This is a genomic window from Planctomonas sp. JC2975, assembly GCF_012985205.1.
Taxonomy (GTDB): domain Bacteria; phylum Actinomycetota; class Actinomycetes; order Actinomycetales; family Microbacteriaceae; genus Humibacter.
Window position 1 is genome coordinate 2,413,276 of record NZ_JABEKS010000001.1, and the last position, 13,732, is coordinate 2,427,007.

16 protein-coding genes are annotated in these 13,732 nt (G+C 69.1%); 10 read left to right on the top strand and 6 right to left on the bottom strand.

The window, feature by feature from the left end:
• The first annotated feature begins 8 nt into the window (after positions 1 to 8).
• Genes HII28_RS10935 through HII28_RS10945 form a run of 3 tightly spaced genes read left to right on the top strand, consistent with a single transcriptional unit; the run spans position 9 to position 2,064 of the window.
• Complete coding sequence (locus HII28_RS10935; RefSeq protein ID WP_170025424.1) at positions 9 to 698, top strand: DUF402 domain-containing protein; 690 nt, start codon at positions 9 to 11, stop codon at positions 696 to 698.
• 52 nt (positions 699 to 750) lie between these two features.
• On the top strand, positions 751 to 1,140 hold the full coding sequence (locus HII28_RS10940; protein WP_170025425.1) for a hypothetical protein: 390 nt from the start codon (positions 751 to 753) through the stop codon (positions 1,138 to 1,140).
• Between the two features lie 18 nt (positions 1,141 to 1,158).
• Complete coding sequence (locus HII28_RS10945; protein WP_346769269.1) at positions 1,159 to 2,064, top strand: EamA family transporter; 906 nt, start codon at positions 1,159 to 1,161, stop codon at positions 2,062 to 2,064.
• A 42-nt stretch (positions 2,065 to 2,106) separates the two neighbouring features.
• On the opposite strand, the gene HII28_RS10950 is transcribed toward HII28_RS10945, so the two are convergent.
• Together HII28_RS10950 and HII28_RS10955 are read right to left on the bottom strand one after the other, a co-directional pair.
• Positions 2,107 to 2,673, bottom strand: coding sequence for a hypothetical protein (locus tag HII28_RS10950; RefSeq protein ID WP_170025426.1), 567 nt, complete (start codon positions 2,671 to 2,673; stop codon positions 2,107 to 2,109).
• Positions 2,674 to 2,794: 121 nt separating this feature from the next.
• Positions 2,795 to 3,247, bottom strand: a complete 453-nt coding sequence (locus tag HII28_RS10955; RefSeq protein ID WP_170025427.1) for a DUF1772 domain-containing protein — start codon at positions 3,245 to 3,247, stop codon at positions 2,795 to 2,797.
• A 230-nt stretch (positions 3,248 to 3,477) separates the two neighbouring features.
• On the opposite strand from HII28_RS10955, the gene HII28_RS10960 reads away from it, so the two are divergent.
• From HII28_RS10960 to HII28_RS10985, 6 genes are all read left to right on the top strand, one after another.
• Positions 3,478 to 4,041, top strand: a complete 564-nt coding sequence (locus HII28_RS10960; RefSeq protein WP_170025428.1) for a TetR/AcrR family transcriptional regulator — start codon at positions 3,478 to 3,480, stop codon at positions 4,039 to 4,041.
• Positions 4,042 to 4,280: 239 nt separating this feature from the next.
• Positions 4,281 to 5,933, top strand: coding sequence for a SulP family inorganic anion transporter (locus tag HII28_RS10965; protein ID WP_205864888.1), 1,653 nt, complete (start codon positions 4,281 to 4,283; stop codon positions 5,931 to 5,933).
• A 73-nt stretch (positions 5,934 to 6,006) separates the two neighbouring features.
• Positions 6,007 to 6,360, top strand: coding sequence for a hypothetical protein (locus HII28_RS10970; protein WP_170025429.1), 354 nt, complete (start codon positions 6,007 to 6,009; stop codon positions 6,358 to 6,360).
• A 4-nt stretch (positions 6,361 to 6,364) separates the two neighbouring features.
• Positions 6,365 to 6,715: a UBP-type zinc finger domain-containing protein gene (locus HII28_RS10975; RefSeq protein ID WP_170025430.1), complete on the top strand. Its 351-nt coding sequence runs from the start codon at positions 6,365 to 6,367 to the stop codon at positions 6,713 to 6,715.
• Positions 6,716 to 6,763: 48 nt separating this feature from the next.
• On the top strand, positions 6,764 to 7,444 hold the full coding sequence (locus HII28_RS10980; RefSeq protein WP_346769270.1) for a uracil-DNA glycosylase: 681 nt from the start codon (positions 6,764 to 6,766) through the stop codon (positions 7,442 to 7,444).
• A 317-nt stretch (positions 7,445 to 7,761) separates the two neighbouring features.
• Positions 7,762 to 8,166 carry a YchJ family protein gene (locus HII28_RS10985; RefSeq protein WP_170025431.1) on the top strand — a complete coding sequence of 135 codons (405 nt, stop codon included), beginning with the start codon at positions 7,762 to 7,764 and terminating at the stop codon, positions 8,164 to 8,166.
• Positions 8,167 to 8,529: 363 nt separating this feature from the next.
• Here HII28_RS10985 and HII28_RS10990 read toward each other — a convergent pair whose 3' ends face one another.
• The 3 genes from HII28_RS10990 to HII28_RS11000 form a co-directional block, all read right to left on the bottom strand.
• A complete protein-coding gene (locus tag HII28_RS10990; protein WP_170025432.1) occupies positions 8,530 to 9,312 on the bottom strand; it encodes a PadR family transcriptional regulator in 783 nt (260 codons plus the stop codon).
• Positions 9,313 to 9,419: 107 nt separating this feature from the next.
• Positions 9,420 to 10,136: an ASCH domain-containing protein gene (locus HII28_RS10995; RefSeq protein ID WP_170025433.1), complete on the bottom strand. Its 717-nt coding sequence runs from the start codon at positions 10,134 to 10,136 to the stop codon at positions 9,420 to 9,422.
• A 122-nt stretch (positions 10,137 to 10,258) separates the two neighbouring features.
• The gene (locus HII28_RS11000) at positions 10,259 to 10,786 is read right to left on the bottom strand and encodes a VOC family protein (RefSeq protein WP_170025434.1); all 528 of its coding nucleotides are present in this window, start codon (positions 10,784 to 10,786) and stop codon (positions 10,259 to 10,261) included.
• Positions 10,787 to 10,914: 128 nt separating this feature from the next.
• On the opposite strand from HII28_RS11000, the gene HII28_RS11005 reads away from it, so the two are divergent.
• Positions 10,915 to 11,775, top strand: a complete 861-nt coding sequence (locus HII28_RS11005; protein WP_170025435.1) for a helix-turn-helix domain-containing protein — start codon at positions 10,915 to 10,917, stop codon at positions 11,773 to 11,775.
• A 3-nt stretch (positions 11,776 to 11,778) separates the two neighbouring features.
• Here HII28_RS11005 and HII28_RS19900 read toward each other — a convergent pair whose 3' ends face one another.
• Positions 11,779 to 13,680, bottom strand: a complete 1,902-nt coding sequence (locus HII28_RS19900; protein ID WP_205864628.1) for a hypothetical protein — start codon at positions 13,678 to 13,680, stop codon at positions 11,779 to 11,781.
• Positions 13,681 to 13,732: the final 52 nt, after the last annotated feature.

Consider the following 13,732-nt stretch of genomic DNA (forward strand, 5'->3'; position numbering starts at 1 on the left):
TGGCGCGCATGACAGGACGGGAGCACGAGGCGTCCGACGGAACAGCGACCCCTGGGCGGACTTGGGCGCGCGGAGACGTCGTCGTGCTGCGCAATGTGAAGGATGCAGATCCCGGCCACCACGAACCCCACGTCGGCTACGCGCACACGGCGCGCGTCATCGCCGATGGCGACCTGGTCGTTCTGTACCAGCCGCCGAAGACTCTGCACATGGAGCGGAGCGGCGAGCGCGGCGGCCCGCGCGGACGCAACATGGTGCGCGGCGGATGGGACGGCTCTCACTCCGAGCGGGAGTGGCGCGGCGATGGTGTGGTCTACCTGCATCGGCCGTCGGAGCCCTGGTCGGTCTGGCGCTGGGTGGATGCCGACGGCGTCTGGTCGACTCACTTCTACGTCAACTTCGAGCGTCCTTGGCGCCGCACCCGGCTCGGCTTCGACACCGACGACTGGGTGCTCGACCTCATCGTCACCGGACCGGAGCACGACGTGACGGTGAAGGATGCCGACGAACTCGAGTGGTGCGTCGCCGCCGGTACGATCTCCGCCGAGCAGGCGGAGCTGGCGCGGCGCTCCGCGGAGGAGATGACCGAGGTCGCAGCACGCGGCGGCTGGCCCTTCGACGCCGACTGGTCGGCGTGGCTTCCGGATGCGAGGTGGAGCGCAGAGCCGCTGCCGACCGGCTGGGCGGACATCGAATGAGCGGACCCGGAATGAGCAGACCGGGAATGAGCGAGATGGAGCGTGAGGCGCAGTGAGCGAACCGGTGCGACGCGTGCACGTCGAGCAGTTGCTGCCACGCAACCAGTACCTGGTGACGAACGCGGTGGTGGCATCCGCGCTGCGTGACGGACGCTGGGTCGACGGCGAGCTCGGGTTGACCGAGGAGTGGCTGGTGTTCGCGTCGGGGGATCCGCACGACGCGCCGGACTTCGTGCTGCTCGACGGCGATGTGGACGCAGACGTCAGCGAGGGTGCGGGTACCGCCATCGTCACGATCACGGTGTCGACAACGGCGCACCGGTACCGCGCGGATGCCGCAGAGGTCGCGCCGCTCGTCGACGCGCTGCGGCGGTTGCGCGCCGACCCGCCCGCCAGCACCCACGTCTGGCGAACGGACGCCGGCGCGGATCCCACGCCCTGAGGGCTGTAACGTCGAGTGGTGACGGATGGCGCAGCGACCGGGGCGGGCAGCACCACCACCCACTCACGCTACGCGGCGCTCGTCGTCGCGGGGCTCGTGTTCCAGGAGGTCGGGGCGTCCGTCGCCGTGCTGCTCTTCCCGCAGGTGGGCGCGCTCGGCATGGTGTTCCTGCGCGTGCTGTTCTCGGCGGTGATCCTGCTGCCGATCGCGCGGCCGTCGCTGCGAGGCGTCCGCGGCACGTCGTGGCTGACGGTCATCGGATTCGGTCTCGTGCTGGCGCTGATGAACGGACTGTTCTATCTATCGCTTGACCGGATCCCGCTCGGCGCGGCCGTGACGATCGAGGTGCTAGGACCCCTCGTGCTGTCCGTCGTGGCCGCGCGCCGGGCGATCGCCTGGCTCTGGGCCGGCCTCGCGGCGGTAGGAGTCGCGCTGCTCGGCGAGGGCAGCTTCGGCGACCTCGACCCCATCGGCGTTCTGCTCGCGGCGGGCGCCGGCGCGGCCTGGGCGGGATACATCCTGCTGTCGCGGCAGACGGGTCGCCGGTTCGCGAAGCTCGACGGCCTGGCCCTGGCGATGCTCATCGGTGCCATCGCGGCCGCTCCTTTCGGGATCGTGTCGGCCGGATCCGCGCTGCTGCGCCCCGAGGTACTGCTGCTCGGTGCCGCTGTCGCGCTGCTGTCGTCGACCATCCCGTACGGGCTGGAGCTGCTGGCGCTGCGGAGGCTGCATCCCTCGGCGTTCGCCATTCTGCTCAGCCTCGCTCCTGCCATCGCGGCACTGGCGGGCCTCGCACTGCTGCACCAGACGTTCACCTGGGTGGGTGTGATCGCTGTCGTGCTCGTGGTCTCCGCGAGCATCGGTGCGGTCTGGTCGGCACGCGCCCATGAGCCGGCGCCGGAGGCGCCTGACGAAATGGGCTGAGCTCGCTCGGCGAGGATCCGCTGCAGCGCTAGGCGGTTCCAGTCACCGCTTCGACGCCCGGACCCAGGCCTTGAGACGTTCGTACTCGGCGTCAACGTGCTCCACGACGGCGGGCGCCGTGCCGGCCCGGTTGCCCAGGTTGAGGGCGATGAGGCGGGTGCTGTGCTCGCGGCCGGCGGCATCCGTCCATTCCAGCGACGGCTTGTTCGTCGCCCTCCGGATGCCCGCCCTCGGCACCGTCGTCGTCACCAGAAGCCCGCGCACGGTGGCGGCATCGGGGGCGAGAGTGACGGAGACCGTCTGACCGCGCACCGCAACCACCACGCCGTAGGCCACCAGCAGCACGCCGAGGACCGCCAGAAGCCAGACCGTGCCCGACGAGAATCCGAGGACGAATCCGACCACGACGAGGAACACTCCGATGACGGCGACGAACAGCCCGCCAACGAGGTAGCCGCGCCGCGTCACCGGGAGCGGCCGCAGCACGATGGAATCGGATGCGGATGCGGGTGCCGCGCCCGAACGGGACTCGGCATCGGAGCCGGACTCGGCGCGGGCGTCGGCCGCATCGTCATCTGACGACGAGTGGGACGAGGGCGGAACGGGCACAGCAGCACGCTACCGCGTGCCGGCTGACGACCCGCACCCCATCGAAAGTGCACGTTTCCGGTCGCGAGGGCACGCCTCCGGTCGCGAAAGCGCACGCCTCCGGCTGCGGAGATGCAGACGCTCACAGCACGACACCGGCGACCAGCACCAGCACGAACCCGGCGACGACGACAGCGACGCGTGCGTAATGGAGGCCATCCCAGCGACGGAACTGCTCGCGCCAGTCGGCCGGGTGCTCCTGCGCGGTCCAGGTCTTGCTGCGGTTGTTGATCGGCACCAGCAACGTGATGGACATGATGACGCTCACGGCGAGCAGCGCAGCGCCGACCAGCGCCGAAGCAGCAGCCGCCGTGCCCCACGTGAAGACGGCGAGGAGGACCGCGAAGATGAGCGATCCGAAGTACCAGAACGGCATCGCCCGGCCAAGCATCCTGCCGCCGTGCGCACGGGCGTCGATCGACGGTCCGATGGGCAACGCGGTCATGATCGGGTTGAAGACGAAGGCCACGGCGAACTCCACGCCGGCCATGAGGCCGACGACGGTTCCGGTGATGACGGCGAGGGCGGGAATCATGGAGTGTTCCTCTCGAATCTAGCGACGCTATATTTCCTAGCGGTGCTAATGTAGACCTCGGGCCCTCGGATCCGCAAGAGCCGGTTGCGGCCGAGGCGTGAGCACAGATCGCGGAACCACGAAACGGTGGCACGGATCCGGGCGGAGATCCGCGGTCGCGGATCAGCGCAAGATCCGCACCCCGCCTGCGAATGGGCGATCGGTGACCGAAGGATGAGTGAGGGAGTGCAATGGCCGACACCACGGCTCGTCAGCAGCGCAGCGACGAACGGCGGCGGAGCATTCTGGATGCAGCGCGAGAGCGAGCGGATGCCGACGGCTGGTCCGCTGTCACCACCCGGCATCTCGCCGATGCCATCGGCTACACGCAGCCGGTGCTGTACGGGCACTTCCCCGGCGGCAAGAACGAGATCATGCTGACCGTCGCACTCGAGGGATTCGTCGAGTTCACCGATCACTGCCGCTCCGCTGTTGGACGCAAAACCGGACGCCGTGCCGTCGAGGCCATCGCCACCGCCTATCTGGAGTTCGCGACGGCGCATCCTGCGGTGTACGAGGCAATGTTCCAGCTGCCGATCGACACCAGATTCGCCAGCGACGACACGGTCTCCGAGCTGCGCGACGCGTTCGATGTGCTCGCGCAGACGCTCGGCGATACCGGCGGCGCGCAGACCGAGGTGTTCTGGGGCGCCCTGCACGGAATGGGACAGCTGGAGCTCGCCGGCCGGATGCGGCCAGAGCACCGTGCCCAACGCATCCGCGAGCTCGGCGCCCGCTTCGGCGGCACGCCGTAGCGCCACTCCTGCCGCGGTCACCGCAACGTGCCCTTCTGCCGGTCGAGAGCGTCGCCCACTCCGGGCGAAGTACTCGCACGACGCCGAGCGGCGCGAATCCGGCGGCTTAGCGTCGTCGAGGGGCCGGTCTACGCCGATGGCCCTTCCATCCACCCGGACAGAGAGCACTGGATCACGCGAACCGTCTACGCCGGCGCATGCCGCGTCACCCCGAACCCTAGGAGGCCCTCGTGAAGATCATGCGACCGCTGATGGGACTCGCCGGGCGCAACGTGGTGCGGGAACTCCTCGCCGGCGTCACCCTCCTCGCCATCGCCGTGCCGCTCAACATCGGCTACGCCCAGATCGCCGGCCTTCCGGCCACCGCCGGCCTCTACGCGCTCATCGTCCCCGCCGCCATCTATGCACTGACCGTCTCGTCGCGCCAGCTCGTCGCGTCGCCGGATGCCGCAGCCGCTGCCCTGGTGGCATCGTCGATCGGCGGGCTCGCGGCTGCCGGCAGCGACAACTACCTCACGATGGCCCTCGCCCAGGCGATCATCTGCGGTGCACTATTTCTCATCACGGCCGTCTTCCGCCTCGGATTCCTCGCCAACTTCCTGTCGAAACCGATACTCGTCGGATTCGTCGGAGGCCTTGCGCTGGACATCCTGATCAGCCAGATCGCGAAGATGCTCGGCGTCAAGATCAACTCCGGGGGCGAATTCGTCGAAAAGGTCGGCGACCTGTTCGCGGGCATCGGATCGCTCAACTGGTGGTCCGTGCTCATCTCCGCGGTCGCCATCGTGGTGCTGATGGTCGGGGCGCGCATCGCGAAGGTCGTGCCGTGGGCTCTGATCGTGCTCGTGCTGGCCACCATCGTGGTCGTGACGACGGGCCTGGAGTCGGCGGGCGTCTCGGTGCTCGGCAAGGTCGACGCCGGACCGCCGCACTTCACGTGGCCGATCCTCACCTGGACTCAGTGGCTCAACCTCTTCCCGTCGGCGATAGCTCTGCTGTTCGTGACCATGGCCGAGGGCCTGCTCGTGGCGCGCAGCTACGGAGAACGACGCGGGTACGCCACGAATCCGAACCAGGATCTGTTCGCCTTCGGACTCGCGAACATCGCCTCTGGCGCAACGGGCGGGTTCACCGTGGGATCGTCCACCTCGCGCACCGCCGCCATGGACTCCTCCGGCTCCCGCACGCAGCTCCCCAGCCTCGTCGCTGCCGTTGGCACGCTCCTCCTGGTGATCTTCGGCACGGCACTGCTCGCGGACATCCCGTCCCCGGCGATCGGCGCCATCGTGGGAGTCGCTGTGCTGCCGCTGCTCGGCATCCGCGACTTCGTCGCCATGTGGAAGCAAGACCGGTTCGAGTTCATCATCGGGGCCGTCTGCTTTCTCGTGACCCTCTTCGTCGGCGCGATCGCGGGCATCGCCGTGTCGTTCGTGCTGGCTCTCGTCAACCTGGTGAGCAGGGCGTCGCGACCGGCGATCGACGTTCTCGAAGCGGATGACAACCCCGACCACTCACTGCTCGACAGCGCTCCGAGCGGGCACGAGACCGCGCCGGGTGTCATCGTGATCCGGCTCGCCGCGCCGCTGTTCTTCGCCAACAGCACGGTCTTCGCGGATGCCGTCAAGCGCGCCGTACAGGCGTCCGTCAACCCGCCGGTGCACGACGTGGTGATCGATCTGGAATCCGTGACCGACATCGACGTCACGGCGGCCGAGACCATGGAGGCGCTGAAGACGTGGCTGAAGGACCACGACGTCACGCTCGGATACAGCCGCGCCCGGCTCCCGCTTGTGAAACGGATGCGCGACATCGGCATCGTCGACGACGAGAAGTTCTACGACACGAACCGCGAGGCGCTCGCGAAGCTGGGCGACCCCGCCAGAGCCCGCTGACTCGGGGTCTCGGCGTAGTGTGTGGTCGCGGATGCCGCCTGCCGCATCCGTCCGTCGTCATCGAGGAGGCACCGTGTCCGAACCCATCGCCTACACCGCGCTGCAGAAGGGCGCAGTGGTCACGGCCTCCGGCGGCGAGCGCCTGGGGACCGTCGAGCACGTGCTGCAGGATCCGTCGCTCGACCTGTTCGACGGCCTCGCCGTGCGCACGCACCACGGGCTGCGGTTCGTCGACGCGCGCCAGGTGACCGGGATCACGACCGACGGCGTCGACACGACCATCGACGAATCCGAGGTGGCCGGGCTCCCCGCGCCAGACGGAGACGCCGTACTGGATGCCGATCCCGAGCAGTACGAAGGCGAGGGCCTCACCGCGTGGTGGGGTCGCACGTTCCGCCGGTCGCACTGGCTGCGCGAGAAGGACTGAGCCCATGGCCGAGAATGCGGGCATCGACCCGGCAGTGCCGCCGAGCGGCACAGGATGCGTGGACTGCGACGCAGCAGGCGGCTGGTGGTTCCACCTCCGGCGCTGCGCAGAGTGCGGTCACATCGGATGCTGCGACTCCTCGCCCGCGCAGCACGCGACAGCTCACTTCCGCGAGACGGGCCACCGCTTCATGCAGAGCTTCGAGCCGGGCGAGGACTGGTATTGGGATTACGTGACCGAGTCGATGGCATCCGGTCCGGTGCTCGCGGCGCCGTCGAACCGGCCGGAATCGCAACCCGCTCCCGGTCCGGAGGGCCGCGTTCCCGCGGACTGGCAGGAACTGCTGCACCGGTGAGCAGGGTGTCCGCGGCTCGAGCGCTCGACGGCTCACGCTGACGGGGCGGTGACCGCGAATATGGCCGCCGAACACCGACGCTCGGAGCTCACGCCGTTTCTCGCTGCGCTCGACGCCCTGGCCGCCGACGTACCGGACGACGCCGAGTTCCTGTACGACCCTTCGACGCCGCGGGGTGCACTGCGCCGCGGCAATCTGCTGCACTATCTCGCGCTGATGGCGGAGATCCGCCCGAAGGTGCTGCTGCTCGCCGAGGCGCCCGGATACCGCGGGATGACGGTCAGCGGCGTGCCGTTCACCAGCGTGCGCCAGCTGACGACTCGTCCCGGACTCATCACCGGCCGGGCTGAGGGGGACGGGTTCGAGGTACCGGAGCATCCGGATGCAACGTGGGAGTCCTCCTCCGGCATCGTGTGGCGGGCGTTGCAGTCGTGGCGCGGACCCCTGCCGCTGCTCTGGGGGGTCTACCCGAATCATCCGTTCGTGCCCGGCGACCGCCTCACGAACCGGGCACCGCGGCCCGCGGAGGTGCGAGCCGGCGCCCCTGTCGCGCTGGCCCTGGCGGAGGCGTTCGGCATCGGTCTCATCGCCGCCGTCGGCCGCAAGGCTCAGGGCGCCATGGCGAGCGCCGGAGTCGATGCGCCTGCGTTACGCCACCCTGCACAGGGTGGAGCGACGATCTTCACGCAGCAGGTGCACGACCTCAACGAGCGGATGCTCACGTCCTGACGCCCCGAGCGTCCCGCTCCCTCCCTCCCTCCCTCCCTCCCTCCCTCGAGGGTGCCCGTTCCTCCGCCCGAGGGTGCCCGTTCCTCCCGCCGAGCGTGCCCGTTCCGCCTCCCGAGGGTGCCCCTTCCTCCTCCCGAAGGTGCGCGTTCTTCCTCCCGAAGGTGCGCGATCCTCCCCCGAAGGTGCCCGTTCCGCCTCCCTAAGGTGCCCGCTGCTCCTCGCGAGCGCGCTGTCCATCCCGACGAACGTGCATACCTTGGCGAGGACGGATGACTCCGCGACTCGGCACCCCGATGCCGCGATGTCACAGTAGGAACATGAACGACTCGGATCCGTGCCCGTGCGGAAGCGGATCGACCTACGCCCAATGCTGCGCGCCACTGCACCGCGGTGTCGCGACGGCCGGCACGGCCGAACGGCTCATGCGATCGCGGTACTCGGCGTTCGCGGTGGGTGACGCTGCATATCTGCGTGCGACGTGGCATCCGTCGACGCGGCCGCGCGACCTCGAGCTGGACCCGGAGGTCGAGTGGCGGCGTCTGGTGATCGTCGACACGGCCGCGGGCGGCGAGGCCGATGACTCGGGTGAGGTCGAGTTCCGCGCATTCTGGCGCACACTGCCGGCACCCGGCAGGGCGCGGGACGGCGGCGTGCTGCACGAGCGCAGCCGTTTCATCCGAGAACGCGGCCGCTGGTATTACGTCGACGGTGACATCGCCTGACGGTCCACCACGTCGATTAGGCCCAGGCCCCGCAGTCGGCCGGTCGAGAGCAGAGATAGGCAGTTTCGGGAGGAGGAACGGGCACCCTCGGGAGGAGGAACGCGCACCCTCGGGAGGGGCGGGCGCCCTCGGGAAGAGAAACCGGCACCCCCGAGAGGAAAAACGGGCACTTTCGGGAAGAGAAACCGGCACCCTCGGGAAGAGAAACGGGCACCCTCGAGGAGAGGAACGGGCACGGTCGGGAGGCGGAACGGGCACCCTCGGGAGGAAGAACGGGCACGGTCGGGAGGAGGAACGGGCACCCTCGGGAGGGGGAACGGGCACGGTCGGCGGGGCGGCGCGCGTATGCGCCGCCCCTTGGACCTACTCCGCGAGGATCAGGTACAGCGCCTTGCGCAGCTCGTCGATCTTGTCGGCGGCCTGCTTGCGCTGCTCGTCCGTCGCCGCGAAACGGAATTGGTGCACGACGCCCATCAGCTTGCCGATGGATTCGTGCAGGGCGGCATCCTGGGCGCTTCGGCCGGGAGTGGCCTGCCAGGCCGCATCGAGCTCCGACCGGTGCTCCGCGATGTAGGCCTTGCCGGCATCCGTCAGCTCGTAGTCGGTGCGGCGGCCGTCTCCGGTCGCCTCGACGAGTTCCTCGTCGACCAGCTGCTGAAGCGTCGGGTACACCGAGCCGGGGCTCGGCTTCCACAGTCCATCCGTCTTCTCGGCGATGGCCTTGATCAGCGCATAGCCGTTCTTCGGACCGTCGGCGAGCAGGCTGAGGATGGCGGCACGGATGTCGCCGCGCGATGCCCGCTTGCGTCCGCGCGGCCCGAAGGCGGCCAGTGCCGCCGGGTCGAATGCGCGCGGATCGAAGCTCGGTCCGAATCCGCGACGACCGTAGCCGCCGAAGCCACGAGGACCGTAACCCTCGAAGCCGGGGCCGCCTTCGCCGTGCTCGTGCTGGCCGTGCCCGTGCTGGCCGCGCGGATCCTCGCCGTGGCCCTCGTCACGACCGGCGCCGTGGTGCTGCGCACCGTGCTCGTCGTCGTGGTGGAAGCGCCGAGGGCCGCAGCCCCACTGCGCGTTGTCGCGGCCGGGGTGGCCGCCGGGTGCGTGATGGCGACGATGCTCGTCGCCCGAAATGTAGACGTCTCTCATGACGTACTCCTATCGTTGACTATCTAAGACACGTCAACGATATATCGTTAATGTTCGAATGACAATGACGAGCGTTCGTCTCTGAGCGAACGCTCGGCTGCCTTTTCCTACGGCTGCACCGGGTCCAGCTTGAAGCGCACGACGTCGACGGAATCCTCGTCGCGGATGCCCGGGTAGTGCCCCAGCAGACCGGTGCGCAGGTCCTCGGCGATCGCACCGCCCTCGAGCCGGGCATCCGCATCCGTGATCTCGTCGAACCGCTTGGTCTCCACGGATTCCACGACTCCGCGCAACCGCTTGTACCCTTCGTCGAACTCGAACACCAGCCAGGCGGGGCCAGGAAAGCACGGATCGTCGAATCGCGTCGTCGCCGTCTTCCGACCGCTGAGCACGGCGTCGTAGTAGCGCGGGTTGAACCGGATGAAGCGCTGTGGTGCCGCCTCCGGCCAGCCGTACGAATACGGCAGGAGGTGCCGGATGTTCACGAGGCCGGGGCCATCCGGCGTCGGCACGATCACGGCGCAGCCCGGCTGCTGGTCGAGCATCACCTGCCAGCAACGTCCGCACGGCGAGACGACCCCACGGCCCTTGTCACCGACCGCCACCATGGTGGTCAGCGGCCCTGCGCCGGCTGCGGCGGCGACGCCGAGGACGACCAGCTCGGCGCACGGCCCGCCCGTGAAGTGATGATCGTTGAAGGCGGTGTAGATGCCGCCGGCGGTGTCCATCGCGGCGGCGGCAACGGTGTGATCCGGATCTCCTACGAGAGCCTGGGCCTGACGGATCGCGGCGTCGAGGACGCGCTGTTCTGGGGGATACAACACGCGGACACTCTTCCAGACACCAGTGGAGCAACCTCCGGGTGTCGGTGCGCGCCGAGCTCCGCGACCCTAGCTCAGCATCGGCTCACAGGGCCGCCCTCAGGACTCTCGCGTCGCCGGTCGGCTCATTCGCCCTCGGCCTCGGCAGCCTGCGACGATGCCCACTGGGCGACACGGTCCGCGCTCTCCTCGAACGAGAGGTCCTCCACCCTGGTCATCACCGACCAGCGCACGCCGAACGGATCCAGCAGCGACGAGTATCTGTCACCCGTCACGAAGGTAGCAACGGGCTCGCGCACTGTCGCGCCTGCTGCTGCGGCGGCATCCGTCACGTCGTCGCAGTTCGGAACATACAGGGCCAGCGAGTAGTCGTGACGTTCCGGCTCGTCGGGAGCGACGAGCCCGTACGACTCCATCGGGTCGCTCAGGGTGAGCATTCCCGTGCCGAAGTCGAGGATCGCGTGGGCGACGCCGTCTCCGCCGGGGAATCGGGTCACATCGAGGACTCTGGCGCCGAAGACATCGCGATAGAAGTCGAGTGCCGCTGCGGCGTTCCGCACCACGATGTGCGGAGTGATCGAGGTGGAACCGTGCGGCATGCCGTTCGTGGTGTGCTGTCCATTGGCGGGGGCGATCGACTGGCTGATGGTCATGACTCCGACGCTACGGCTGGGCGTCGGCGGGCTCTTGTACTTTTGCGACAGTGCCGACGAACGGGTCATCCGACCGAGCCGACAATCGGCTGAGCGCACGGTCAAACGGAGGAGCTGAGCAGGAGCAGATGACGGATGCCGCACCGCAGTCCCGCGGACACCTCAACCCCGGGGACCCCCGCGTGGTCTTCGACCGCTTCGTGCTCGGCGCGCACCTTCGCGATGTGGTGCGCCACGTGTGGGTCGTGCGCTGGGATGCACCGGACGGTACGGAACTCGCGCAACGGGTGCTGACGTATCCGGCGTTCAACGCGGTGTTCGAAGCCGGCGGAACGTCGTCCGGCGACGCGGAGGCGAGACTGTATCCGCCGACCGGCCGGGTGGATGTGCGACGCCTGTCGGGAACGGGATGGGGGGTCGGCATCCTGCTGCGGCCGTGCGCGGCACACCTCATGCTGACCGGCGGAGACACACGGATCGACGTGCACGGCGTTCCTCGCGAGGGCCTGCTGCTGGAGGACGCCCCCGTCGCCGCGGTCAGCGACGTGCTCCTGCGCGCGGGCGAGCTGCCTGAGGGGCTCGGGCTTGACGGGCGGGAGCAACTGGGTGACATCCTCCGGAGCTGGCTCACGCCGCACGCCCGACGAGTCGACGATCGCGATCGCCTCGTCAACGAGGCATGCCGGATCGCCGAGGAGGATGCGTCGGTGCAGCGGGCGTCGGAGCTGGCCTCCCGGCTCGGGCTCGCTCCGCGCACGCTCGAGCGTCTGATGCGCGACTATCTGGGCCTCGGCCCGAAATGGCTGATCGAATGCCGACGAATGCAGGAAGCCGCGACCACGTTGTACGCGCATCCGGAGACGGACCTCAGCACGCTGGCGGCCGACCTCGGCTACGCGGACTATGCCCACTTCTCGCGGCGCTACCGCTCCGTGCTGGGCGAGACGCCGAACCGGACGAGGGCCGCCGCATCCGCCGATCTGCAGTGACGGCTACCCGAGCAGCGACGTCCCCGTGGCATCGAGGAAGTCGATATGCAGGTGATTGCAGGTGTCGTCGATCTGCTGGAAATGGATCAACGAGACGCTCGAACGGCAACCCACCTGCCCGACGGTCGACTTGGATGGCGCGACCTTGTCGAGTGTCTCGAGGAGCTTGATGGAATCGGAGTCGCCGCCGGTGAGCGAGTGCCCGTTCAGCCTGAAGAAGTCGACGGCGTGCCCGCCTCCGTCGGTGTAGTGCGCGGATGCCGTGCCTGCACCCTCGATCTGCCCCGTGCAGTGCCGGTTGATGTCACTGACGCCGACGGTGTTGAACGTGCTGAGTGCGACGGCGATCGTCTGCAGCACGCGATAGTCGATGCCGCAACCCTGTACAGCCTCCCCGGCAGCGAGGTAGCGGATCTCGAAGATGTGGTCTGGGGTGCTTCCAGTGAGCCTGCCCTGGGCGACCGCCGTCATGAGTTGCTGGGCGAGAGCCTGCACCTCGGGGGCGACCACGCTTCCCGTCGTCGAATCGAGCGTGGCAGGCAGAGTGTGCGCGCCGAACTCGTCCTTGACGATCGAGCCGTCCTGGATCGCTCCGACGGCGAGCGTCTGGGTGCGGCCTGTGCTGGGGTCGATCCACGTCGGGGAGTCGAACTGGGCGTACGCGGGCACGGCGGTCGTGGCGACCATGCCGGCTGCGGCGAGCATGATGCCGGCCTTCGCGAGGAACCTCGTCAGCGGCGACCGACGCTTCCTCGACATCGCGGACATCGACGCTGCGCGGAGCCTGGCGCCGTGCACCCTGACGGTCTTGGCCTTCGGCCTGGGGTGGGTCGTCGCTGATACCGCACCACGCGAAGGGCTGCGCCCCGCCCGACCCGCTGCCGCGGAGGGACCGGCCACGTCGGCGTAACTGCCGGCATCGTCAGCGCCCGGCCTCTTCGACGGCTTCGATTCCGGCCGGCTCGTGCCTGCGCGCTTCGCCTCGGCCGCCGCGAGTTTGGCCGCCTTGGCGGCCGCACGCTTCTCGGCTTTCGGAACCTTGCCCGTGAGGCGTCCCGACGCGGCGCCGGCAGCGGCCCCGCCGAGTTCGTGCTCGACGAACGCGGCACCGCCGAAGATTCCGCCGCCGACTTCGTCGGAACCGAACGGATCGGTCTCGAAGGGATTCGGGCCGACGGCACCGCCACGACCCTGATCGGCGAACTGGGCGTACTGCGCTCCGGGCAGCGCGAGCGGAATGGGAGCGGAATCCGTCGACCGGGCGAACTCTTCCGGACGCAAGCGCAGACGACCCGTGTGCGTCGCAACGACCACTTCGTCGACCCGATGCGCACGGCCGGCGTCCGGCGAACGACGGGGATCGTCGAGGCGGGCATCCGTGTCGCGGACATCGACCGTGCCACGCCGCGATGCTTCGCTCGCAGGTTCGGCAAGGCCCAGCAACTGCGCGAACGGATCGGCGTTCTGCACCGGGGGCCGAGGCGCCGCGACACTCGGTGCCTGCAACCCGGCGGCCGGCGTGTACGGCGCGGATGCAGAGGCAGGCGTGTACCGGGCCGACGCAGCAGCCGGTGTGTACGGGGCAGACCCAGCAGCCGGCGTGTACGGCGCAGGTGCGGATGCCGGTGTGTACGGCGCAGGTGCGGAGGCCGGCGTGTAGGGAGCGGATGCAGCTGGCGGGCGAGGGGCAGACGTTGGAGCCGCTGGACCGGTGTAGCCGCCCGACGTGTAGGGAGCTGGCACCGAGGCGGGATACCCACCCTGAGGATCCGCTTCTGCAGGCGTTCCCGATGCCTGTGCCAGCGCATCCTCGTACGCCCGCCGCGCTTTGCGACTGCTGAAGACCGGCTCTGAGCCCGTGAAATCGGGCGCGCTCGCCTCGGAATCGGGGCCGGGTCTGAGCATGGGGTCTGTCACGAGAGGGCTTCGGGGGCTGTCGGGTAAGCCGGGAGGACTC